At 69.7% G+C, this 21,932-nt stretch carries 19 protein-coding genes and 1 pseudogene; 7 read left to right on the forward strand and 13 right to left on the reverse strand.

Annotation, left to right across the window (positions count from 1 at the left end; genetic code table 11):
- Positions 1 to 65: 65 nt before the first annotated feature.
- Together F0L46_RS02015 and F0L46_RS02020 are read right to left on the reverse strand one after the other, a co-directional pair.
- Positions 66 to 1,181: a flavin monoamine oxidase family protein gene (locus tag F0L46_RS02015; protein WP_149815356.1), complete on the reverse strand. Its 1,116-nt coding sequence runs from the start codon at positions 1,179 to 1,181 to the stop codon at positions 66 to 68.
- Positions 1,182 to 1,335: 154 nt separating this feature from the next.
- The gene (locus F0L46_RS02020) at positions 1,336 to 2,247 is read right to left on the reverse strand and encodes a LysR substrate-binding domain-containing protein (RefSeq protein WP_149815357.1); all 912 of its coding nucleotides are present in this window, start codon (positions 2,245 to 2,247) and stop codon (positions 1,336 to 1,338) included.
- 156 nt (positions 2,248 to 2,403) lie between these two features.
- On the opposite strand from F0L46_RS02020, the gene katG reads away from it, so the two are divergent.
- Entirely contained in the window at positions 2,404 to 4,626 is a 2,223-nt protein-coding gene (katG, locus tag F0L46_RS02025; RefSeq protein WP_149815358.1) for a catalase/peroxidase HPI, read from the forward strand.
- Positions 4,627 to 4,714: 88 nt separating this feature from the next.
- On the opposite strand, the gene F0L46_RS02030 is transcribed toward katG, so the two are convergent.
- Positions 4,715 to 5,221, reverse strand: coding sequence for a GNAT family N-acetyltransferase (locus F0L46_RS02030; RefSeq protein ID WP_149815359.1), 507 nt, complete (start codon positions 5,219 to 5,221; stop codon positions 4,715 to 4,717).
- A gap of 36 nt (positions 5,222 to 5,257) precedes the next feature.
- On the reverse strand, positions 5,258 to 6,808 hold the full coding sequence (locus F0L46_RS02035; RefSeq protein WP_149815360.1) for a cation:proton antiporter: 1,551 nt from the start codon (positions 6,806 to 6,808) through the stop codon (positions 5,258 to 5,260).
- A 176-nt stretch (positions 6,809 to 6,984) separates the two neighbouring features.
- Here F0L46_RS02035 and F0L46_RS02040 point away from each other — a divergent pair, with 176 nt between their 5' ends.
- Complete coding sequence (locus F0L46_RS02040) at positions 6,985 to 7,968, forward strand: LLM class flavin-dependent oxidoreductase (protein WP_149815361.1); 984 nt, start codon at positions 6,985 to 6,987, stop codon at positions 7,966 to 7,968.
- Between the two features lie 137 nt (positions 7,969 to 8,105).
- Here the strand turns inward: F0L46_RS02040 and F0L46_RS02045 are convergent, their stop codons facing one another.
- The 5 genes and pseudogenes from F0L46_RS02045 to F0L46_RS02065 form a co-directional block, all read right to left on the reverse strand.
- The gene (locus F0L46_RS02045) at positions 8,106 to 9,152 is read right to left on the reverse strand and encodes a malate/lactate/ureidoglycolate dehydrogenase (RefSeq protein WP_240539810.1); all 1,047 of its coding nucleotides are present in this window, start codon (positions 9,150 to 9,152) and stop codon (positions 8,106 to 8,108) included.
- Between the two features lie 101 nt (positions 9,153 to 9,253).
- On the reverse strand, positions 9,254 to 9,727 hold the full coding sequence (locus F0L46_RS02050; protein WP_149815362.1) for a hypothetical protein: 474 nt from the start codon (positions 9,725 to 9,727) through the stop codon (positions 9,254 to 9,256).
- A 175-nt stretch (positions 9,728 to 9,902) separates the two neighbouring features.
- Positions 9,903 to 10,853 carry a zinc-dependent alcohol dehydrogenase family protein gene (locus F0L46_RS02055; protein WP_149815363.1) on the reverse strand — a complete coding sequence of 317 codons (951 nt, stop codon included), beginning with the start codon at positions 10,851 to 10,853 and terminating at the stop codon, positions 9,903 to 9,905.
- Between the two features lie 64 nt (positions 10,854 to 10,917).
- On the reverse strand, positions 10,918 to 12,162 hold the full coding sequence (locus F0L46_RS02060; RefSeq protein WP_240539811.1) for a dicarboxylate/amino acid:cation symporter: 1,245 nt from the start codon (positions 12,160 to 12,162) through the stop codon (positions 10,918 to 10,920).
- 186 nt (positions 12,163 to 12,348) lie between these two features.
- Positions 12,349 to 12,693, reverse strand: a pseudogene (locus F0L46_RS02065) (NnrU family protein); the annotation flags it as partial.
- A 231-nt stretch (positions 12,694 to 12,924) separates the two neighbouring features.
- On the opposite strand from F0L46_RS02065, the gene F0L46_RS02070 reads away from it, so the two are divergent.
- Together F0L46_RS02070 and F0L46_RS02075 are read left to right on the forward strand one after the other, a co-directional pair.
- Positions 12,925 to 13,134 carry a hypothetical protein gene (locus F0L46_RS02070; protein WP_149815366.1) on the forward strand — a complete coding sequence of 70 codons (210 nt, stop codon included), beginning with the start codon at positions 12,925 to 12,927 and terminating at the stop codon, positions 13,132 to 13,134.
- On the forward strand, positions 13,131 to 13,520 hold the full coding sequence (locus F0L46_RS02075) for a group III truncated hemoglobin (RefSeq protein WP_276315502.1): 390 nt from the start codon (positions 13,131 to 13,133) through the stop codon (positions 13,518 to 13,520). The genes F0L46_RS02070 and F0L46_RS02075 overlap by 4 nt, the downstream gene beginning before the upstream one ends.
- A 229-nt stretch (positions 13,521 to 13,749) precedes the next feature.
- On the opposite strand, the gene F0L46_RS02080 is transcribed toward F0L46_RS02075, so the two are convergent.
- The 4 genes from F0L46_RS02080 to F0L46_RS02095 all read right to left on the reverse strand — a co-directional run bounded on the left by F0L46_RS02080 (position 13,750) and on the right by F0L46_RS02095 (position 17,992).
- Entirely contained in the window at positions 13,750 to 14,124 is a 375-nt protein-coding gene (locus tag F0L46_RS02080; protein ID WP_149815367.1) for a response regulator transcription factor, read from the reverse strand.
- 188 nt (positions 14,125 to 14,312) lie between these two features.
- Complete coding sequence (fixJ, locus tag F0L46_RS02085; RefSeq protein ID WP_149815368.1) at positions 14,313 to 14,939, reverse strand: response regulator FixJ; 627 nt, start codon at positions 14,937 to 14,939, stop codon at positions 14,313 to 14,315.
- Positions 14,929 to 16,458, reverse strand: coding sequence for a PAS domain-containing sensor histidine kinase (locus F0L46_RS02090; protein WP_240539812.1), 1,530 nt, complete (start codon positions 16,456 to 16,458; stop codon positions 14,929 to 14,931). The genes fixJ and F0L46_RS02090 overlap by 11 nt, the downstream gene beginning before the upstream one ends.
- A 244-nt stretch (positions 16,459 to 16,702) precedes the next feature.
- Positions 16,703 to 17,992 (reverse strand): DUF3422 family protein, encoded by a 1,290-nt coding sequence (locus F0L46_RS02095; RefSeq protein WP_149815369.1) that lies wholly within the window; start codon positions 17,990 to 17,992, stop codon positions 16,703 to 16,705.
- Between the two features lie 295 nt (positions 17,993 to 18,287).
- Between F0L46_RS02095 and F0L46_RS02100 the strand changes: the two genes are divergently transcribed.
- The 3 genes from F0L46_RS02100 (at position 18,288) to F0L46_RS02110 (ending at position 21,822) form a co-directional block, all read left to right on the forward strand.
- Positions 18,288 to 19,319, forward strand: coding sequence for an amino acid ABC transporter substrate-binding protein (locus F0L46_RS02100; protein WP_149815370.1), 1,032 nt, complete (start codon positions 18,288 to 18,290; stop codon positions 19,317 to 19,319).
- Positions 19,320 to 19,504: 185 nt separating this feature from the next.
- The gene (locus F0L46_RS02105) at positions 19,505 to 20,680 is read left to right on the forward strand and encodes an amino acid ABC transporter permease (RefSeq protein ID WP_240539826.1); all 1,176 of its coding nucleotides are present in this window, start codon (positions 19,505 to 19,507) and stop codon (positions 20,678 to 20,680) included.
- A 41-nt stretch (positions 20,681 to 20,721) separates the two neighbouring features.
- A complete protein-coding gene (locus tag F0L46_RS02110; protein ID WP_149815371.1) occupies positions 20,722 to 21,822 on the forward strand; it encodes an amino acid ABC transporter permease in 1,101 nt (366 codons plus the stop codon).
- Positions 21,823 to 21,932: the final 110 nt, after the last annotated feature.

The raw sequence follows: 21,932 nt of genomic DNA on the forward strand, positions 1-21,932 counted from the left end.
GCGGAGGTTGGTTCGAGGCGGCGGCCACCGCCCGAGCTTGGCGGGGTAAATCCACGGCGGGGCGATTACCCCCGGCGGGCCGCCATCCGTCGGAGGCCTGCCATGGCGGATACCGCGCGCTCCGCCGCGTCCACGGCGCCGGCGAGGTAGCCCGGCTCGACATCGGCCGTCTCGCTGCCGGCGAGGGTGACGCGGTCGCACCACTCCGCGTCGATCCAGGACCGCGCGCTCGCCATGGGCGGGCCGCCGGCAAACCCGTCGGCCTGGGTCGCGGTCAAGGGATCCGCGCTCCAGTCCTTGTAGAGCGTCCCGATCGGCGAAGCGGCTTGCACCCCGAACAGGCGGACGAGTTGCTGGATGGCAGCCGCCACCAGGGCCTCTTCGCCTAGTGCCGCGCGGCGCTCCGCGGGCACGCCGAGGAAGCCGAACAGGGCCGCGCGACCCGAGACGGTGGTCGCGTCGTGGATTTCGACGAGAGGGCCGGCCATGCTCTGCGCGGTACCCGACAGCCCGGCCTCGCGCCAGAACGGCTTGTCGTAGAGCGCAAAGACCTTCGCGTGCGGGGCCATCCAGGTCGGCGTCGAGCGCCAGAGATCCTGGGTGGCGGCATCGAGCGCCGGGGAGAAGGTCACGTCCGCTGCAAGGAGGCGCGGCGGCACCGCGAGCAAGACGTGGGAGGCCCGCACTGTCTCCTGCGACCTGCTCTCCGTGGCGAAGCGTGCCTCAACACCGTCGGCTGCCCGCGTCAGGTGGGTCACGCGGGCGCCGAGCCGGATGTTCTCCGCCGGCAACCCCGCCGCCAGGGCCGCGACGAGCGCACCGGACCCGCCCGCGAGCCTCATCGACTGGGCTTCGGGCTGTGCCGTCAGCTGATACCGCTGGGGCGCCTCCCGCGACATGCGGTGGACAACGATCTCGCCTTCGCTGTTCTGCGGGAAGGCTTGGAGGCCGAGCTCGTTCACGAGCGCGTTCAGCGCCGGCTGCGTGCCGGGCCAGAACCAGGATGGCCCGAGGTCGAAGCCGTCCGCCGCTGCCCTGCCGCTCGCATCGACCGACAGGATGCGGCCGCCCAGCCGCTCGCGGGCTTCGAGCAGCCGGAACGGGACGCCTGCCTGGTGCAGGCGGTGGGCGGCGGTCAGGCCGGCGAGGCCGCCGCCGACGATGAGAACCGGATGGGACATGGTGGGCTCAGGACTGTCGCGGTGAGGGGAGCCGTCGGCCCCCAGGATGCGCCACTCCTAAGGGCTCCGGGCCGCCACGGGAATCGGGACGATCCCAGGCTCCCGCACGCGGAGACCCCTCGCCGAGCGTTGAAACTCGGACTGCTCCGTCCCGTCATCCGGCCGCGGAGTCGAGCACGTCGCGGATCGACCGGCCGAGCAGCCGGAACTCCGCCTTGCGCGGGTGATCCCGTCGCCAGACGAGCGCGATGCGGCGTTCGACGCCGTCTCCCTCGATGGCCTGGCTTCGCACCCGCGACCCCGCCAGCACCCCGGCGGCAACCGCCATCTCGGGCAGGAGCGTGACGCCGAGCCCGGCATCGACGAGGCGCACCAGCGTCTCCAAGGTTGACGCGACGAGCGGAGCGTCGGCGGCGGGCCGGCTCGCCTTGCAGGCGGTCAGGGCGTGGTCGCGCAGGCAATGGCCATCCTCGAGCACGAGGAGGCGCGCGGCATCGATGCTGTCGAGGGAGGCGCGGGTGTCCGGCCCGGCATCCCCACTCGACGTCGCGAGCAGGAGACGGTCGACGGCGATGTCGTACGCTTCGACATTGCCGCACGCGGCCGGCAGGGCCAACAGGACGCAATCGAGCGTCCCGCGCTGAAGGCCCTCGCACGCGGGACCCGTCAGCATCTCCCGCACCAGGAGGCGGAGCTGTGGCCAGGAGCGGCTCATGCCGCCGAGGATGCGAGGCAGAACGAACGGCGCGACCGTCGGGATCGCCGCCATGCGCACCGGGCCGACCAGCGGCTCGCGGGCGCCATGGGCCGCGGCGCAGAGGTCCTCCGCACCCCGGATGAGCTGGCGCGCGCGCGCCGCCACGTCCTCGCCGAGCGCCGTGAACCGGAGGCTGCGCTTCGAGCGCTCCACCAGCACGACGCCGAGCAGTTCCTCCAGCTCGGCGATACCGACGGAGAGCGTCGGCTGGGTGACGAAGCAGGCGGCCGCCGCACGGCCGAAATGCTGGTGCTCATGGAGCGCGACCAAATAGGCGAGCTGACGCAAGGAGGGGAGGGGAGTGTTCATAGAGAAAGACTATCAGTGACATTGGTTTCATTCATTGGATTAATTTGTCGGATAGGTCCACTGCTAGGCACAACTCGTTCGTCGCCAAACGGCGGCTCGAACCAAGGTGGGCCTCGCAGGCCGGCCACGAAGATCACGATCGCAGGAGCCTCCGAGATGGACCAGCACGCCGATTACGAGCCGTCAGGCGATCCCAAGAAGCAGCCCGCCGCCCTGCGGACGCTTCTGGGCCGCACGAACCGGGACTGGTGGCCGAACCAGCTCTCCCTCGAGATCCTGCATCAGCGCGGCGCTTCGCCCGATCCGATGGGGGACGACTTCAACTACGCCGAGGCCTTCAAGGGTCTCGACTACGCCGCGGTGAAGCGGGATCTCACGGCGTTGATGACGGACAGCCAGCCCTGGTGGCCGGCGGATTACGGCCATTACGGCCCGTTCTTCATCCGCATGGCCTGGCACTCGGCCGGCACCTACCGCACCGGCGACGGCCGCGGCGGCTCGTCCTCGGGCACCCAGCGCTTCGCCCCGCTCAACTCGTGGCCGGACAATGGCAATCTCGACAAGGCCCGGCGCCTGCTGTGGCCCGTGAAGCAGAAGTACGGCGCGGCCTTGAGCTGGGCGGACCTGTTCATCCTCGCCGGCAACGTCGCCGTCGAGTCGATGGGGGGGCCGGTCTTCGGCTTCGGCGGGGGCCGCGCCGACGTCTTCGAGCCCGAGAAGGACATCTATTGGGGCACCGAGGAGGAGTGGCTCGGCCAGACCCGCATCGACGAGGAGGCGGGGCTCGCGCTCGAGAATCCTCTCGCCGCCATCCAGCACGGCCTCATCTACGTCAACCCGGAGGGCCCCGGCGGCTGCCCCGACCCGATCGGCTCGGGCCGCGACATGCGCGAGACCTTCGCCCGCATGGGCATGAACGACGAGGAGACGGTGGCGCTCACCGCGGGCGGCCACACCTTCGGCAAGGCGCACGGCGCGGGCGACCCGAAGCATGTGGGCGTCGAGCCGGAGGGCGCGGACATCGCGAGCCAGGGCCTGGGCTGGGCGTCGAAGCATGAAAGCGGCATGGGCGACCACACCATTACCTCGGGCCTCGAGGGCGCCTGGACGCCCACCCCGACCCAGTGGGACAACAGCTACTTCCACATGCTGCTCGACTACGAGTACGAGCTTGTGAAGAGCCCCGCGGGGGCCCACCAATGGCAGCCGATCGGGCAGAAGCCCGAGGACATGGCGCCAGGCGCCCACAGCCCCGACAAGCGCGTGCCCACGATGATGAGCACCGCCGACATGGCGCTGAAGAAGGATCCCAAGTACCGGGTGATCTCCGAGCGCTTCCGCGACAACCCGGAGGAGTTCGCCGACGCCTGGGCGCGCGCCTGGTTCAAGCTGACCCACCGCGACATGGGGCCGAAGGTCCGCTATCTCGGGCCCGAGGTGCCGGCCGAGGACCTGATCTGGCAGGACCCGATCCCGAAGGCGGACTACGCGCCGATCGGACCCGACGACGTCGCGGCCTTGCGCCAGGCGATCGCGGCATCGGGCCTTTCGGTCCAGGAGCTCGTGACAACCGCCTGGGCCTCGGCCTCCACCTACCGCGCCTCCGACCACCGCGGCGGCGCCAACGGGGCGCGCATCCGCCTCGCTCCCCAGAAAGACTGGGACGTCAACCAGCCGGAGCAACTCGCCCGGGTGCTGGCGGTCTATGATGGCATCAAGGCCGAGTTCGACGGCAAGGCCGGTGGCGGCAAGCGGGTGTCCGTCGCCGACCTCATCGTCCTCGGCGGCTCGGTGGGAATCGAGCAGGCCGCAGTGGCGGCGGGCCACGCCATCGAGGTGCCCTTCACGCCCGGCCGAACGGATGCCACCGCGGAGCAGACCGACGCGGCGAGCTTCGACGTGCTGGAACCCAAGGCCGACGGCTTCCGCAACTACCTCCAGGTGCGCTTCCGGGTGCCGACGGAGGAGCTGCTGGTCGACCGGTCCCAGCTCCTGGGCCTCAGCGCCCCGGAGATGACGGTGCTCGTGGGCGGCCTTCGGGTGCTCGGGGCGAACCACGGCGGGTCGGCGCACGGCGTGTTCACGGACCGTCCAGGGCAGCTCACCAACGACTTCTTCGTCAACCTGCTCGACATGGGCACGGCGTGGAAGCAGGTGAGCGACGAGAGCGACGAGGAGTTCGTGGGCACCGACCGGCACACCCACGAGCCGCGCTGGACGGCATCTCGCACGGATCTCGTGTTCGGCTCCAACTCGCAGCTGCGCGCGATCGCGGAGGTCTATGCCTGCGCCGACGCGGGCGCCAAGTTCGTCCGCGACTTCGTCAAGGCCTGGACGAAGGTGATGAACGCCGACCGGTTCGACCTCGCGAAGGCCTGACCGACGCTCTCTCCCGCCACGACGTCGCCGTTGTGGCGGGGCTCCCTGGTGACCCCTGCCTCTGCTTCGCCGACAAGGCGACGGCGTCTCAAGAACCGCCCTCGTCAGCGCCACGCCGCTCCGCCGTCATCTCGATCATCGTGGGCCTGAAGCCCGCGGCCGCGAAGAAGCGTCGAGCGCTTTCGTTGCGGGCCGCCGTGGACAGGACGAAACGCGGCGCACCCTGCGCCGACAACGCGTCGATCGTCGCCGCGAGCAGGGCCGCGCCGACGCCCTGCCTGCGGTGCTCCGGGTCGACGACGATGTCGTGGATCACGCCCGCAGGCCCGCGCAGCGACATCCAGTCCTGGCCCTCCACGGCGGCATAGGCGTAGCCCGCCACCATGCCTGCCCGCTCCGCGACAAGCACGACGACGCCAGGCCGGCGGAGCTCCTCGGCGAGGAAGCGCCCATAGCCGCGCTCGGTGCCCCGCCCCGGCGCGATGAACCGGCTCGGGTCGAACTCGTGATGGAGCGCGACGAGCGAGGCGCCCAGCTGGCCGAGGCGCGGGGCGTCCGCGGCCGTCGCGGGCCGGACGATGACGGTGGCGCTCATGAACGCCGCGCCAGCGTGATCATTTGGTCCATTTCGTCACTCCTCCCTAGCCGCAGGCAGGGCACTCAGTTCCACATGGTCGAGCTCCTCCTCGACGCGGCGATAGGCATCGTCGCCGATGACGCCTGAGCTGCGGAGATCCTCGAGGGTTCGGCGCCCCACGAACACGACCCGGCGGCGAAGGGCGTTGTCATCCGAATCCCGCGGATCGCCGCCGCTCGACACCCGCTCCAGGGCGTCCTCATATTCGTGGCGAAGCCGTTGCGCGGCCGGGGTGCCGTCGCCGTCCAGCTCGGCGAGCGCCGCCCCGAGCACCGAGCGTCGGGCCATCCCGATCTCCTCTTCCACCGTGTCCTCCCGTGGCAGCCGGACAACGCTCAGGAGCGGGCGAAGGGTGAGGCCCTGGAGCAGCAGCGTGCCGAGCACGACCACGAAGGCGGAGAGCTGGATGAAGTCGCGATAGGGAAAGCTCGCCGGCAGAGCCAGAGCGGTGGCGATCGTGACGATCCCGCGCATGCCCGCCCAGCCGACGACGAGCGCCCCACCGGTCGACGGCAACGCCACGGCGAACGGGCTCCCGTGTCCGCGTGCCGGCTTGGAGATAAGGCGGAGCAGTTCCTCGTAGGTGAAGGTCCAGAGGAGGCGAATGCCGATCACGACGGCGAGCACGACGAGGGCCGCGCCCACGAGGCGAAGGCGTTCCGGAGGGCTGACCGCCCCGAGAATCGGCCCGATCTGGAGCCCGATGAGCGTGAAGGCGAGGACGTTCAGAACCAACGTCACCGTTTCCCAGATGGCGAAGGACGGCACCCGTATGCTGGCCGGCAGCGGCATCGCGGACCGGCGCGCCAGGGTCAGGCCGAAGACCACGATCGTGACCACGCCCGACAGGCCAAGGCGCTCCGCCAGCAGCCAGACGCCGAACGTGAAGACGAATTGCAGGATCACGGAGCTCGGCGCGTCGCTCACCCGTCCCGTCACGCGGCTCACCGGCCAAGCCGCCAGCCATCCAGCCAAGACGCTGCCGAACACGACGACGGCGAAGGTCGGCACCGATCCCATAGGGCTGAATCCGCCGGCCGCGACCGCGCCGACGGCGAGGCGGTAGATCAGGAGCGCCGATGCGTCGTTCAGCAGGCTTTCGCCCTCCAGGATCACACGAATCCGGTAAGGGGGCCGGACCTGCCTCAGGACCGCGAGCGCCGCCACGGCGTCGGGAGGGGCGACGACCGCGCCGAGCGCGATGGCCGCGCCCCATGGCATGTCGGGGAAGATGAGGCGTGCCGCACAGGCCACAGCCGCGGTCGTCAGGCCTACCGCGACGAGAACCAGCGAGCCGACGGGGAGCCAGTTGGCCCTCAGGTCGCGCAGCGACGCATCATAGGCGGCGTCGAGCAGAACGGGCGCGACGAACAGGGCCAGGATGAGGTCGGGCGGCAGGTCGATCTGCGGCGCTCCCGGCACGAAGGCAAGCACGGCTCCGCCGAGCGCGAGCAGCGTCGGGTAGGGCACCCCCATGCGGCGCGCGAGCGAGGAGAGGATCGTCGCTCCCAGAAGCAGCGCCAGGATCACCTCGAAGGCGTGCATCCGCCGGATCTCCCCTGTGGCTCGGCGAGCCGATCCTATCCTACGGCGCCCGCGTTGCCGACCGAGCGAACGAGGCGCGATCATGCTCCTGGACAATCGAGGTGGCGGACATTCGGCAATCGCGCGTGCGATCACCACATGAGGGGCTTCGATATGGACGCCCCCGGGAGACCCTCTTGCCCCCGCTCTCCATCCTGGACCTCGCTCCCGTCCCGCTCGGCAGCACTCCGGCCGACGCGCTTCGCAACACGGTCGACCTCGCCCGCCATGCCGAGGCCTGGGGTTACCGTCGCTATTGGCTGGCCGAGCACCACAACATGGTCGGCATCGCGAGCGCCGCGACGGCGGTGGTCATCGGCCACGTGGCCGCCGCCACCCGGACCATCCGCGTGGGGTCCGGCGGCATCATGCTTCCGAACCATGCGCCCCTGGTGGTTGCCGAGCAGTTCGGGACGCTCGAGACCCTGCATCCAGGGCGCATCGATCTCGGCATCGGCCGCGCGCCGGGCACGGACCAGAGGACGGCCCGGGCGCTCCGGCGCGACCCCGATGCGGCAGACACATTCGTGACAGACGTGCAGGAGGTGCAAGCCCTGCTCGGGCCGTTGCAACCTGGCCAAACCATCCAGGCGGTTCCTGGTACGGGAACGCGCGTGCCGATCTGGATTCTTGGATCGAGCCTGTTCGGCGCGCAGCTCGCTGCCCTGCTGGGCTTGCCTTACGCGTTCGCGTCGCATTTCGCTCCGGACGCTCTGCTCCAGGCGCTGGACGTGTACCGTTCGCAGTTTCAGCCGTCCGAGCAGCTCAGCCGGCCGCATGCGATGGTGGCCGTGAACGCTGTCGTGGCCGAGGACGACGCAACCGCCCGGCATCTGTTCACCTCGGTGCAGCAGCAATTCACCAACATGGTCCGGGGCACGCGCGGGCAGCTGCCGCCGCCGATCGACGACATCGAAACGTACTGGTCCCCCGTGGAGAAGGCGCACGCCTCGCGGATGCTGACCTGCTCCGCGGTGGGTTCGCCGGCAAGAGTGCGAGATGGTCTCACGGCGATCGCGGAACGCACGGGGGCGGACGAGCTCATCGTCGCGTCCGCGATCCACGACCATGCCGCGCGCCTGAGCTCCTACGAGCTCCTCGCCGCCGCTATGGCACCTTGAGCGCCGGGCGAAGCTCTCCCCTCGGCGGGCCCGCCGGCACCTCACCCGGGCACAGGAGCCCGGCCTTGGCCCACATGTAGCTCGCGCCCATCGCCCGGGCAGCGGCATTGCGCGACACCGGGGGACTCAGGCGTGCTCTACGGCGCCGCGTCCGCCACGGACGATCCGACCGACCGCGCGCTCTCCCGGATCTGTGACCAGGTGGCAGCGTCGATGGGAATGCCTCCGGCGCGACGCGCCGCGAGGTTGGAGCGCTCCGGCTCGCCGGGGAGGCGCACCTCGCCGCCCTCGGTGGCCCAGGCGACGACCGCTGCGATCCCCGCCTGGAAAGCCGCCTCGGTCCGCAAGCGTTCCGGCGAGATGATCACCGTGAGCATGGAGTTCAGCATCGCCGGGCTCGTGCGCGGGCCCGCCTGCACCCGCCCGCCGATGAGCGCGGCGCCGAGGAGCTCGCAGGCCAGCGCCAGGCCCCACCCCTTGTGCTCGCCGAAGGGCAGGAGCGCCCCCGGTGGGTCGGCGAAGAGCGCGCCGGCGTCGGTGGTCGGCCGCCCGGCGGCGTCGAGAAGCGTGCCGGGCGGCACCGGCCGGCCCTCGTTCTGCGCGACCCGCACCTTGCCGACAGCCCAGCGGCTCGTCGCGAAGTCCACGACGATGGGCTCGGCGTCCTGGCGCGGGATGCCGATGGCGACCGGATTGGTGCCGAGCCGCGCGCGATCGCCGCCGAAGGGCGCGACGGCCGGGGAGCTGACCACGTTCACGAAATGGAGCGAGACCATGCCGGCGCCGGCGCATTGCTCGGCATAATGGCCGATCCGGCCGATGTGGTGGCTGTCGCGCAAGCCGACGAGGCACAGCCCCGTCTGCCGCGCGCGCTCAATCCCGGTCGCGACGGCATCGTGTGCCATCACCTGCCCGGGACCGTGGCCGCCGTCGAGGATGAGAAGCGGACCCTCGTCCAGCACCGTCACAAGCGCAGCGCCGAGGCGCAGGTCGCCCGAGAGAACGTTACGCACATAAGCCGGAAGCATCCCGACCCCATGCGAGTCGTGCCCCATGAGGTTGGCGACGACGAGGTGGCTCGCGGTGAGCTCCGCCGCCCTTGCGGTGAATCCCGCCGCCAGCAGGATCTCGCGCGCGATCGACAGGAGGCTTTCCTCCGTGATGAGCATGTCGCCCGACGTCATCGCTCGTGCACCATCTTCGCCACCTTCCGACGCGCATCCGGCGTGCTGCCCGCACGATCAGTCGACGTTAACGGGCAGGCGGCAGCCGTCAACGCCGGGGGTCAATCCGCCCTGACGGCGGAGCGCCGAAAGAGCCACGCCGAGGCGAGCCAGAATGCCGCGAAGACCGAAAGCCCCACGGCCTCGATGCCCGTGCTGCCGGCTGTGCCGAGGAGGAAGGCGCTGAGGGCGACATGGACGAGAGCCGCTGCGCTCATCGCCCGCACCATCCCTGGCGGCCGCCCGCGCGTGAGGGCAGCAATCGTGAGGGCAACGAGGGTCACGCCCAGGAACACCCGGTTGTGCACCTGGTCTTCCGCGCCGATGAGCCCCACCGCGCCGTTGACGACGACGAGGCCGACGCCCGCCACGAGCGCTGTCGCGACGCCGGCAAGATAGGAGCGGTTCGGCGCGGTCCGCGCGGCGACTTCGACGATGAGGCAGGTCGCGAGCAGGAGCGCCGCGGCGAGCATCACGTCGAAGCCGCTCCACCCGCCGAGGGTTCCGGTCGCCCGCGCAAGGACGATCAGAAGCATGACCATCGCCGCTGCCGACCAGGTCAGGATGCGCAATCTGGGCGCAAGCCGGATCCGGGTCTGTCGTGTTTCCCGCTGCATCAGGCCGGTCTCCGCAACCTCCATGGTGCCACCGGACGTCTAGCGTCGAACGGGCGCCCTGTCAGCGATGGCCTCCGGCGCGCCGGCCCAAGCCCTACGCCGTCACCGACAGGATCACCTTGCCGCGGCCGTGGCCGGAATCGAGGCGCTCGTGAGCGCGAGCGACCTGCTCCAGGGGCAGGACCTCGTCGACGAGGACCCGGGCCTGCCCGCGATCGAAGAGGGGCGCCATCTCGTTTAGACGTGCGGCCTCGCGGGTCAGGAAGGTGCCGAACAGGGTCTGGTTCTTCGTATAAAGCCCGCCCAAGTCGCCGTCCGGCGGGAGGATGGTCGCGATGCGGCCAAACGGTCGCGTGACCGCGATGCTCAGCGCCACGTTCCCGCCGGCCGTGTCGAACGCAGCGTCGACCCCGCTCCCACCTGCCTCGGCGAGGATCCGGGCCGCGGCGTCGGAGGCACGGTAGTCGACCGCCACGTCGGCGCCAAGCTCTCGCACGAAAGCCTGGTTTGCCGCGCTCGCGGTCGCGATGACGTGCGCGCCGGCAGCCTTCGCGAACTGGATCGCGAAGGAGCCGACGCCACCCGCGCCGCCATGGATGAGGACGGTCTCGCCCGGGCGGACGGAGAGCCGGCGGATCACGGCTTCCCAAGCGGTCCCGCCGGCTAGCGGCACGCCCGCGGCCTCGACATGCGAGAGGCTGGAGGGCTTGAGGGCGACGATGCCTGCGGGCGCGACGTTGTACTCGGCGTAGCTCCCGGCAGGATTGCCGAAGATCTCCGGCGTGTAGAACACCTCGTCCCCCAGCTTGAAGCCGCTCACCCCAGGGCCGACCTCCTCGACCACGCCCGACACGTCGTAGCCGAGCACCGCGGGGAAGGGGATCCCGGCCCAGGAACCGGCCTGCCGGATCTTCGCATCGACCGGGTTCGTGCCCGATGCAACGACCCGCACCAGCACCTCGCCGGGCCCGGGTCGCGGGCGGTCGAGCTCGCGCAATTCGAGAACCTCGGGACCGCCGAAGCGGGTGATCACGACGGCGCGCATGGGCACTCTCCTTGTTTCGGTCTGGGCGGCACCTGGCGCGGCGATCCTGCCATGTGCCGCGGGCTCACTCAGCTGGAGCGAGGGCGGGTTCGCGGGCAGGCTGGCCCGTGCCGCCATAGACGGCCTCGTCCAGGATACCCTCTTCCTTCGCGACGAGCACCGGCACGAGCACCTGGCCGGTCACGTTGGTGGCCGTGCGCATCATGTCCACCACCCGGTCGATCGCGACGATGTAGCCGATGCCCTCCAGCGGCAGGCCGGCGGTGTTGAGCGTCAGCGTCAGCATGACGATGGACGTGCCCGGCACGCCGGCCGTGCCCAGAGAGCCCAGCACAGCGCTCAGGCCGATCAGGACGTACTGCGTCAGCGAGAGGTTGAGCCCGAAATATTGCGCGATGAAGATCGAGGCGATCGCGGGATAGATGGCGCCGCAGCCGTCCATCTTGACGTTCGCGCCGAGCGGGACCGCGAAGCTCGCATAGGCTTGCGGGACGCCGAGACGCTCCACCGCTGTGCGAAGGGTCATCGGCAGCGTCGCAAGGCTCGACGAGGTGGCGAAGGCCATCTGCTGGGCCGGTAGCACCCCCCGGAAGAACCGCCCGGCGCTCAGCCCGTGCGCCTTGATCAGACCGCCATAGACCACGACGATGTGGAACAGGCACGCGAGATACATCGCTAGGATGAACTTCGCGAGAGGGGCGAGCGAGGCGAGACCGTAGCGCCCGACGACCCAGGCGATGAGGCCGAAGGTGCCGATGGGCGTGAGCTGGAGCACCCAGCGCGTGATGCGGAAGATCACGGCCGCGCCCCCATCGACGAAACGCCGGACCTCCGCCGCCTTGTCGCCGAGAGCCACGAGCGCGCCGCCCACGAGGCCTGCGAAGAACAGGATCTGCAGCACGTTCCCCTCGGCGAAGGCCTTCACCGGGTTCGTCGGCACGATGCCGATGATCACCTCGAGCGGGGAGGGGATGGCCCGTGGCCTCACCTCGCCCAGGGGAAGGTTGGACAAGCCGAGACCCGGATTGACGAGGTGCCCGAACGCGAACCCGACGAGCACCGCGATCAACGAGGTGATCACGAACCAGGCGAGGGTTCGCAGCCCGAGCCGTGCCACGTTGCCGGCCTGCGCGAGGGTGGCGACGCTCGCGGCAATGGTGAAGAATACGAGCGGGACGACGACCATCCGCACCAGGTTCAGGTAGAGATCGCCCAAGGGCTTGAACCACACGGCCGACGCCGGACCGACGACGACGCCTGCCAGAATGCCGAGGAGGAAGCCTGCGGCGGTTCTCTGCCAAAGCGGCACGCTAAACCACGTTCTTAACATGTTAATCTCGTCTCAACCGTCATCTATTGTGTGGAATAGCTGGCCTGTCCGTCCGCCGTGCGCAACCGCGACCGCGGCGAGGCTCCCCTGCTTCGGCTGCATGGCTGATACGGCGCCACATGGGACGGCATGGTCGGCTATCCGATCAGCCGGCGCGGCGGCGCCTCAGAATTTGAAGCCAGCGAGGGGATCGACCCCGATCAAAGCTTCATGGCCCTGGAGGACAAACCAGACGTAGAGCGCGAGCGCGACGGCTGCGCAGGCGGCGAGGGGCCGCCATCGCCATCCCACGCGTGATCGGGAGTGCACGGAGCCGAAGGGCAGGGCGGGGCTCTCCCCGCTCGCCTCGCGCCAGGCGCTCTCGCCGAGGCGGCGGCGGGCCTTTCGATCGAGGAGCGGAAGCCCGAGGCCTGCGAGCGCCGCCATGCCGCCGAACAGGAGGACGGAGACGAAATCGCCGTTGGGTGGGATGTGGGCGAACGCCAACAGGAGGAACCCCCAAGGCACGGGGCCGCGGGTAGCCCCGGACCGGGGTCAGGCCTTGACGACTTCACCGGCGCCGGAGGGGAGGTGCTCTCGGGCGTCGTTCGCCATGCTGATCTCCTTCACGACGTGCCTCGAGCGGATCAGCCGGAGAGGCTGCGAGGGGTTCGCCGCGGGTCTATCCCGGCGGCGCATCGGCGAAATCTCCGGAACTTCGCTTAAGGCCGAACCGCACAGGCGGCGCGACGAGGCAAGACCTTGATCTGCATCAACGCGGGCGCCTACAAGCGGCGCGATGCATGGCGCCGGGGGCGGGTGAGCGGCGCGCTCGTCGTCGATCTGCCGGGCCGGCCGGGCTCGATCCGCACCAACCTGCTCGCTGCGCTCCTGTCCTGCCTCGACCGACGATCCGGTCGCGTTCCGCACGAACTGATCTTCCCTCACCGCTCCGCCCCGGAGATCCCGTGACCCACAGCTCCGATCGCCTGACCGACGAAGCTCTTTCCACCTTCCTGATGGCCTTCTATGAGCGAGCGCGCCAGGACGAGACGCTCAGCCCGATCTTCGCAGGCATCCCGGACGCGGCGTGGCCGGGCCATCTCGCGCGCATCCACGATTTCTGGACATCGGTGATGCACGGCTCGGGTCGCTACAAGGGCAATCCGTTCGGGGCGCATCTGGGGATCGGCATCGAGCCCCGACACTTCGAGCGTTGGCTTGCCCTGTTCGAGGAGACGGCGGCCGAGCAGCTACGGTTCGACGCCGCAGCGCCCCTCATCGTCAAGGCCCACCGCATCGCCGACAGCCTGCGCGCCGGGCTCCTCTACCGCCCCGACCTCGCGCAGTCCGCCTGAACGAGGGCTGCGGTATCGAGGCCAGTCGCCTTGAAGCGGGACAGGCCGGGGTACCCTCTCCCGACATGCGAACAGGAGGAACCCGGTCGCCGTCGGCCGGGAGGGAAGGCGACCTTGCTGGCGACGCTCCGGACGGAAGCGGGCCGAGCGGCGAGCATCTCGCTGCCGCGTCCCTTGGCCCGGACTCGTTGACCGATCCTCGGACCGGAATGCACCATGAGAGTCAGGCTCACGCGGGCGCGAGGGCGCCGCGGATCGTCTCCAGGAGCGAACCATCGTCGAGCGGCTTCTCCAGCACCCTCAGGAACCCGGCCCGCTTGGCTCGCCGGCGCACGTCGTCGCTGGCATTGCCGGTAATCAGGATGGCCGGGATCGAGACGTTGCGCAGGCGCAGGCGGTCCACGAGCTCCATGCCGGTCATCGTCGGCATGTTATAGTCGACGACAAGGCAGGAACCCTCAGGCACGTCGCCATCGGCCAGAAGCTCAGCTCCGCCGCCATAGGCGCGCACGGACAGGCCCTCGAGCTCCAGCGCGAACTTCAGCGAGTTTCGGACGGCGTCGTCGTCATCGACGACGATCACCGATCCCAGGGTCGGAGGCATGGCGGGGATCCTGTCGAGCCGTGTCGCAGCCGGTCGCCCGATCCGCGGAACACGCTCTCTTATGCCCTTAAGCCGCACTGTCACATATTCCGGGATTGACCTTAGGTGTCCGAGCGCGGGAACCTGCCCTGGACAGCGAGGCGCCTTCGACGCCACGCCTGAAGGCGCCGGCGCTCGCTCCGACGCCCTCAGGCGCCGCTCGCCGATGGAAGGCCCGCGGTCAGGGCCATGCGGACAAGCTCGGAGAGGCTTTTGGCCTGCATCTTCGTCATCACGTTGGCCCGGTATATTTCCACGGTCCGCGGCGAGATGCCGAGATCGTAGGCGATGACCTTGTTCGCCTTGCCCGCGACCAGGCCGTCGAGCACCTGCCTCTCGCGCTCCGACAGGCTCTGGAGGCGGCCCGCCATCTCGCTGCTGCGGGCGTCCTGGTGCGCGGTCCGTTCCTGACGCGTTAAAGCGGCCCGGACGGAGGCAAGGAAGCCGTCGTCGTCGAAGGGCTTCTCGATGAAGTCGACGGCTCCGGCCTTCATGGCCTCGACGGCGAGCGGCACGTCCGCGTGACCCGTCATGACGATCACGGGAAGGCCTATTCCGCGCTCCTTGAGGCGCAGCAGGAACTCGATCCCGTCGATGCCCGGCATCCGCACGTCCGTGACGATGCACCCCGCCGACAGGTCATGCACCTTGGCCAGGAACGCGTCCGCCGACTCGTGCAGGCGGACCGGGAGCCCGTCGGAAGCCAGGAGGAAGGACAGGGACTGGCGGACGGCGACGTCGTCGTCGACGACATGAACCACGGACTCACCCGACATCGGCCAGCTCCTCCTCACGGACAGCCCTCAGGGTGAAATGGAACGTCGTCCCCTGTCCCGGCTGCGAATCCACCCAGATCTTGCCCCCGTGCGCCTCCACGATCGTGCGGCAGATCGAGAGCCCCACTCCCATCCCGTGAGCCTTGGTGGTCACGAAGGGCTGGAAGAGCTGGCGCGCCACGTCCTCGGCGAGACCCGTCCCGGTATCCCGGACGCTCACCTGCGTGAAGCCCTCCGCGCCCATGGCGGTTTCCACCACCAGCTCCCGCAAGGAGCAGCCCTCCATGGCCTCGATGGCGTTGCGGATGAGGTTGAGGAGCACCTGCTGGATCTGGATCCGGTCGGCGAGGACGAGATTGGCTGAGCGGTCGAGGCGGAACGTGACGCGCACCCCCCGCTCCTTCGCGCCGACGAGGGCGAGCGCGCTCGCCTCCTGGATGAGCTTCGGCAGATCCTCGATGTGCCGCTCGCTTTCGCCCCGCGCCACGAACTCGCGCAGATGCCGGATCACCTGGCCCGCGCGCAGCGCCTGCTCGGCCGCCTCGTTGACCGCGTCGCGCAGCATCGGAACCTGCGCGCCCTCCATCCGCTCCAGGATGCGCCGGCAGCCCTTGAGGTAGTTCGCGATCGCCGTGAGGGGCTGGTTGATCTCGTGGGCGAGGGTCGAAGCCATCTCGCCCAGGGCCGTGAAGCGCGACATGTGCACGAGCTCGGATTGAAGCTCCTGCAGGCGCGTCTCCGTCTTCTGGCGCTCCGTGAGGTCGCGGATGAAGCCCGTGAAGTAGCGCTCGCCTCCCGAGCGCATCTCGCCGACCGCGAGCTCGACGGGGAACGTGGAGCCGTCCGCGCGGCTTGCCACGACGACACGGCCGATGCCGATGATCCGGCGCTCGCCCGTCGCGAGATAGCGGTGCAGGTAGCCGTCATGCTGCGAGCGATACGGCTCGGGCATGAGCATGCTGACGTTCCGCCCCACCACCTCCGCGGCCGTGTAGTCGAACAGCCGCTCCGCCGTGGCACTGAACGAGCGCATGAGCCCGGCCTCGTCGATGACGATCATCGCGTCCGGCACGGTCTCGAGGATCGAGCGCAGATGCGCCTCCCTGCTCTTCAGGGCGTCCTCGGCCGCGACGCGCTCGGTGACGTCGCGCACCACCTTCGCGAAGCCGACGAGGCGCCCGTCCGCGTGGAGAGGGGTCACGGTGACCTGCGCCACGAAGGACGACCCGTCCTTGCGCCGCCGGCGGCCCTCGTCCTCGAACCGTCCCTGCCGCTGGACGGCGCCGAGCTCCTGCTCATGTCGCCCGAGGAGCACGTCCTCCTCCGGGTAGAAGATCGCGACGGAGCGCCCGATGATCTCGTCGTGGCTCCACCCCGTCATCCGCTCGGCGCCCTCGCTCCAGGTGGTGACCCGCCCTTCCGCGTCGAGGACGAAGATCGCGATGTCCGAGCCGGCCTGAGCGACGGCTGCGGACGGGGCAGGGGACCGCGCGGGGCATGACGGCGTGGGATCGGTCACGGGGCTGTCCTCGGGCTGGCCGCCGTGCCGCCGATGATCCGGCTCGTGCGGGCGCTGCGGAGGCAGAGGCTCCGCCGTAGCAGCTGATTTAAGGCCGCAGCACCGCTGTCGCACCTCCGGACCGTTCCCTATCGGGGAGCCGCCGTGTAGCGGACGCCCCCGAGCTCCGATGCCGCGTGGGGCGCGCGCGATCTCGGCCGCACGATGCGGTCATCCCGTTCGGTCACCGTCCCGCGCTCCGCTCTCAATCGGCCGCGTGCTTGCGGCGGACGCGGCGGACGAGCCAGGCCATGCCCAGAACGATGATCGGCGCCAGAGCCGCCGTCGCAATCGACGGATCAATGGGAGCCCCCGCCTCGTGGATACCCTCCAAGACAAGATGCGCCAAGCTGGCGACGTAATACGAGATCGCCGCGACCGAGAGCCCTTCGACCGTCTGCTGAAGGCGCAGCTGCGTGCGCGCCCGCTCGTTCATGGCGGCGAGCAGGGTGCGGTTCTGGAGCTCAAGCTCCAGATCGACCCGCGTGCGCAGCAGCTGCGCCGCGCGGGCGAGCTTGCGCGACAGGCTCGCCTGCCGCTCCTCGGTGGAGGTGCAGGTACGCATGGCGGGATCGAGGCGCCGCGACAGGAAGTCCGACCAGGTCGGGACGCCCGTGAGAGGCCGCTCGTTGAGCGCCGCGAGCCGCGAGGTGACGATCTCGCGATAGGCGCGCGTCGCGCCGAAGCGGTAAAGGCTGCCGACCGCGTCCGCCTCCAGCTCGGCCGCGAGCGCCGTGAGCTGGTCCAGCAGGCGCTTGTTCGCCTCATAGCCCTCGCTCGCGCCCATCTGGGTGAGAATCTCGGCGAGAGCCCGCTCGATGCGCCCGATGCGGGGGGACAGCGTCTGGGCTTCGGGAAGGCCAAGCAACGCGAAGCAGCGGTAGGTCTCGATCTCCAACAGGCGCTGGACGAGGCTCCCCGCCTGACCGGCCGAGAGGCCGCAGTCGGCGACGAGGATGCGCACGAAGCCGCGGGGATCCGTGCCGAAATCCGTCGCGATCGCGGCCGCCCCGTCCGCGACCACCGAGCCGACCACGCCGCCGTCCCCGAAGAGCGCGCCGGGATCGTCGGGAAGCGCCGCCTGAGGCAGGAGGTGGAGATCCACGGCAACGAGGAGGGGACCGGGCTGGGGCAGCGCGTGCATCACGCCGGCGAGCTGGTCGGGCGGCGGCTGGAAGGGTGCCGCCGTCCGCTCCGGCATTTCGTCGAAGCGCCACAGATAGGTGGTGAACTCCGCGTGGCTCTCCCAGCGCAGGGTGCCGCCCGAGAAGGCGAGGCTCGCATAGCGGGCATCGGGCGCAGGCGGCCGGACGCCGTTGCCCTCGCAGAACCGGGCCAGGGCGGCCCTGTCGCGCGCCGACGCCTCGGCGTTGGTGGCGAAGGCGTATTGCAGCATGCGGGTCGGGGTCCTGACCGGGACCACCGGTCTGGCATGCAGCTCGGCGAGGACGCGGGCCCGGGCCGGATGAGTGGCGAATTCGGTCGATTGTGCCATCCGGCCTGACGGGTCGCGAGAGAGAGGTCCGGCGGGCGATCACGGCAGGAGGCGACGATTCCCGGCGGATCGGCCAAGCCTAGCATGAACATGGGCGGCCCGACATCCAGCCCCGGGCATTGCGATGGGTGCATGGACGGTCACGACACGTCCGAACGCCTGTTTTATGACGCTCCGCCGCCTGAATTCCAGGCTGGAGAGCCTGGAGCGCTGCTTGTCGGGCGGCGCAACGCTGGTCTACGCTCCGGGACGACGCTGCGGAACAGCAGCGCCTTGCCAGGGGAGAACCAAGACAATGTCACGTTCCTTGACCCGGTGGCTCGCGACAGGCCTCGTCCTCGGCCTCGCGGCGTTCACGGCGGCACCGGCCTCCGCCCAATCGACCCTCGATGCCGTGAAGAAACGCGGCAAGCTCCTATGCGGCGTCTCTCCCTCATCGGCAGGCTTCGCCTTCGCCGACGACAAGGGCGTGCGCCGCGGCTTCGACGTCGACATCTGCCGCGCCGTCTCGGCGGCGGTGTTCGGCGATCCGGGCAAGGTGGACTTCATTCCGCTCAACACGAACGTCCGCTTCCAGGCGCTCCAGTCCGGCGAGGTCGACATCCTCTCGCGGCAGACGACGGTGACCTTCACCCGCGACACGACCCTCGGTCTCGATTTCGGCCCGACCGTCGTCTATGACGGCCAGGGGCTGATGGTGCACAAGAAGCTCGGCGTGACGAGCGCGGCGGAGCTCAAGGGCGCAGCCATCTGCCTGCTTCCAGGCACGACGACGCTCCAGAACCTCGCCGACTACTTCCGCCCGAAGAACATCCAGTACGAAGCCGTGGTCTTCGAGAGCACGGACGAGTGGCGCAACGCCTTCTTCTCCGGCCGCTGCGACGTGATCACGTCCGACCGCTCCGACGTGGCCTCCGTTCGCGCCGTGGCCAACAACCCGAACGATTTCGTCATCCTGCCTGAGACGATCTCCAAGGAGCCCCTCGCGCCGGTGGTCCGGCAGGGGGACGCCAACTGGCGCGACATCGTGAGCTGGACCGTCAACGCGCTGATCGCGGCGGAGGAGAAGGGCATCAACTCCGACAACGTCGAGCAGCAGACGAAGTCGCAGGATCCCGAGGTGCAGCGCATGCTCGGCGTCACGGGCGACTTCGGCAAGGCGCTCGGCCTCGACAACAAATGGGCCCTCAACGCCATCAAGGGCGTCGGGAACTATGCCGAGATGTGGGAGCGCAATCTCGGCGAGAAGACCGCGCTCGGCATGACGCGAGGTCCGAACAAGCTCTGGACGGAGGGCGGCCTCCTCTACACGCCGCCGTTCCGCTAGACGCGCGCAGCCGTCCGGTGCGCTGGCGCCGAGGGTTCCCGCGCCCTCCGCCACCGCACCGGACAAGCTGCACCTGAGTGCAGCGCCGACCCGGGGTCCACCTGTTGGCCGATGGCTCCCCGGCGTCTGGGCTCCAGGCGTACCCGCCCGGTCCCATCCCGAACCGCGGAGGTTCGCCCTTGAGCGTGCCCACGATCCACGACGCTTCCCTCCTGCGCCTCGTCTACAACGTGCGCGTCCGGGCGATCCTCTACCAGGTGCTCGCCGTCGCGGCCGTCGTGCTGGCGGGGCTCTACCTGTTCGGCAACATGTCGGCGAAGCTCGCCGAGCAGAACATCGCGACGGGCTTCGGCTATCTCGGGCGCGAGGCGGGCTTCACGATCAGCCAGGCCTTCATCGAGTACAAGCCGTCCGACACCTATGCCATGGCGCTGCTCGTGGGCATCCTCAACACGGTCTGGGTTTCGGCGATCGGCTGCGTGCTCGCGACCGTGATCGGCACGGTGGTCGGCATCGCGCGAATGTCCTCAAACCCGCTCCTGTCGTGGCTGATGCTGGCCTATGTCGAGGCGCTGCGGAATGTGCCGCTGCTCCTCTACCTGTTTCTCTGGTACGCGCTGATCGTCGCGATCCTGCCGAACGTGCGCGACGCCCTTCAGCCTCTGCCGTATGTGTATCTCAGCAACGGCGGCCTCACGGTCCCTGCGCTCCGCTGGAGCCCTGCCCATACGGGCGTCCTTCTGGCGCTCCTCGCCGGCATTGCGGCCGCCGTCCTCGTCGTGAGGCGGGCGCGGGCCCGGCGCGTCGCGACGGGGCGCGAGGGGACGGCCTGGCCCCTGGCCCTCGCGGCGCTCCTCGTCCCGCCCGTCGTCGCCGGCCTCCTGCTCCAGCCCGAGATGGCCGTGAACTGGCCCGAGAAGGGGCGTTTCCGGCTGAGCGGAGGCCTGCATCTCACCCCTGAGTTCACCGCTCTTCTCGTCGGCCTGTCGCTCTCGGCCTCGGCGGGCGTCGCCGAGATCGTCCGCAGTGGAATCCAGTCCGTAGGCAAGGGGCAGTGGGAGGCCTCGCGCGCCTTGGGGCTGCGGGACAACGGGGCCATGAGGCTCGTCGTTCTGCCGCAGGCGCTGCGGGTGATCATCCCGCCGATGACGAACACCTATCTGAGCCTGTTCAAGAACTCCTCGCTGGCCATCGCGATCGGCTATCCGGACCTCGTCATGGTCTCGAACACGACGATGAACCAGACGGGCCAGGCGATCGAGGCGATCGCGCTGTTCATGCTCGTTTATCTCGGGCTGTCGCTCACGATCTCGTTCGGCATGAACCGCTACAACGCCCGCGTCGCCCTCAAGGAGCGCTAGGTGCCCTCGACAGCCGCAATCCCAGCCTCAAGGAGCGTCCGGTGACCACGACCGCCCTTCAGGCCGCCCAGGCCCCGCTCCGACGCCCGCGCCCGAGCGCCACGTGGCGCAGGCGTCTGGGGCCGTTCATCGGGACGCCCGTCAATGCCGTGATCACGGCCGTCTGCCTCGCCCTGCTCCTCTGGGCGCTCTCCGCGGCCTATCGCTGGGGCGTGACGAACGCGATCACGGAGGGCGGGCCGCAGGCCTGCAAGGGCAGGGCAGGGGGCGCCTGCTGGCCGTTCCTCGCCACGAAGCTGCGATTCATGGTCTTCGGCTACTTCCCCTACGACCAGCATTGGCGGCCGCTCGCGGCCCTGCTCGTGTTCTTCTCGGCCTGCGGCGTCACCATGATGCCCCGCTTCTGGAGCCGTCGGCTCGTGGGGCTTTGGGCCGGCGCCGTCGCCGTGATCGGCGTGCTCCTGTATGGCGGCGTCCTGGGCCTGCCCCGGGTCGAGACCACGAAATGGGGCGGCCTGCCGCTCTCCTTCATGCTCGCCTTCGTGGGCCTGTCGCTCGGCTTCCCGCTCGGACTTCTCCTGGCGCTCGCGCGCATGTCCAAGATGCCGGCGATCCGGGTGCTATCGATCGTGTTCATCGAGGTGATCCGCGGCGTCCCGCTGATCTCGATCCTCTTCATGGCGACGGTGATGCTGCCGCTGTTCATGCCCGAGGGGGTCACCATCGACAAGCTCCTGCGCGCGCAGGTGGCGATCATCATCTTCGCGGCGGCCTACATCGCCGAGACTGTGCGCGGCGGGCTCCAGGCGATCCCGAGAGGGCAGTTCGAGGCAGCCGGAGCGCTCGGCCTGCATTACTGGCAGTCAATGCGCCTGATCGTCCTGCCGCAGGCGCTCAAGATCGTCATCCCACCGCTCGTCAACACATTCATCGGCTTCTTCCAGGACACCACCCTCGTCATCATCGTGGGGCTCCTCGACTTCCTCGACACGGTCCGCTCGGCGCTCCGCGACCCCGACTGGCAGGGTATCGCCGTCATTGAGGGCTACGTGTTCGCGGCGGCGGTGTACTTCGTGTTCTCCTACGGGATGGGCGCGTATAGCCGCTTCCTGGAGCGGCGGCGGAGAATGGGCTACGACTAGCGTGCCCCCTCCGCTTGTCATGGCGCGGCTTGAGCCAGCCATCCAGTCGAGCCGTAGGTCTGGGTCCCCGGATTAAGCCCGGGGATGACAAGGTGGGGCTCCGAGCCAAC

The organism is Salinarimonas soli (assembly GCF_008386575.1).
Lineage (GTDB): Bacteria > Pseudomonadota > Alphaproteobacteria > Rhizobiales > Beijerinckiaceae > Salinarimonas_A > Salinarimonas_A soli.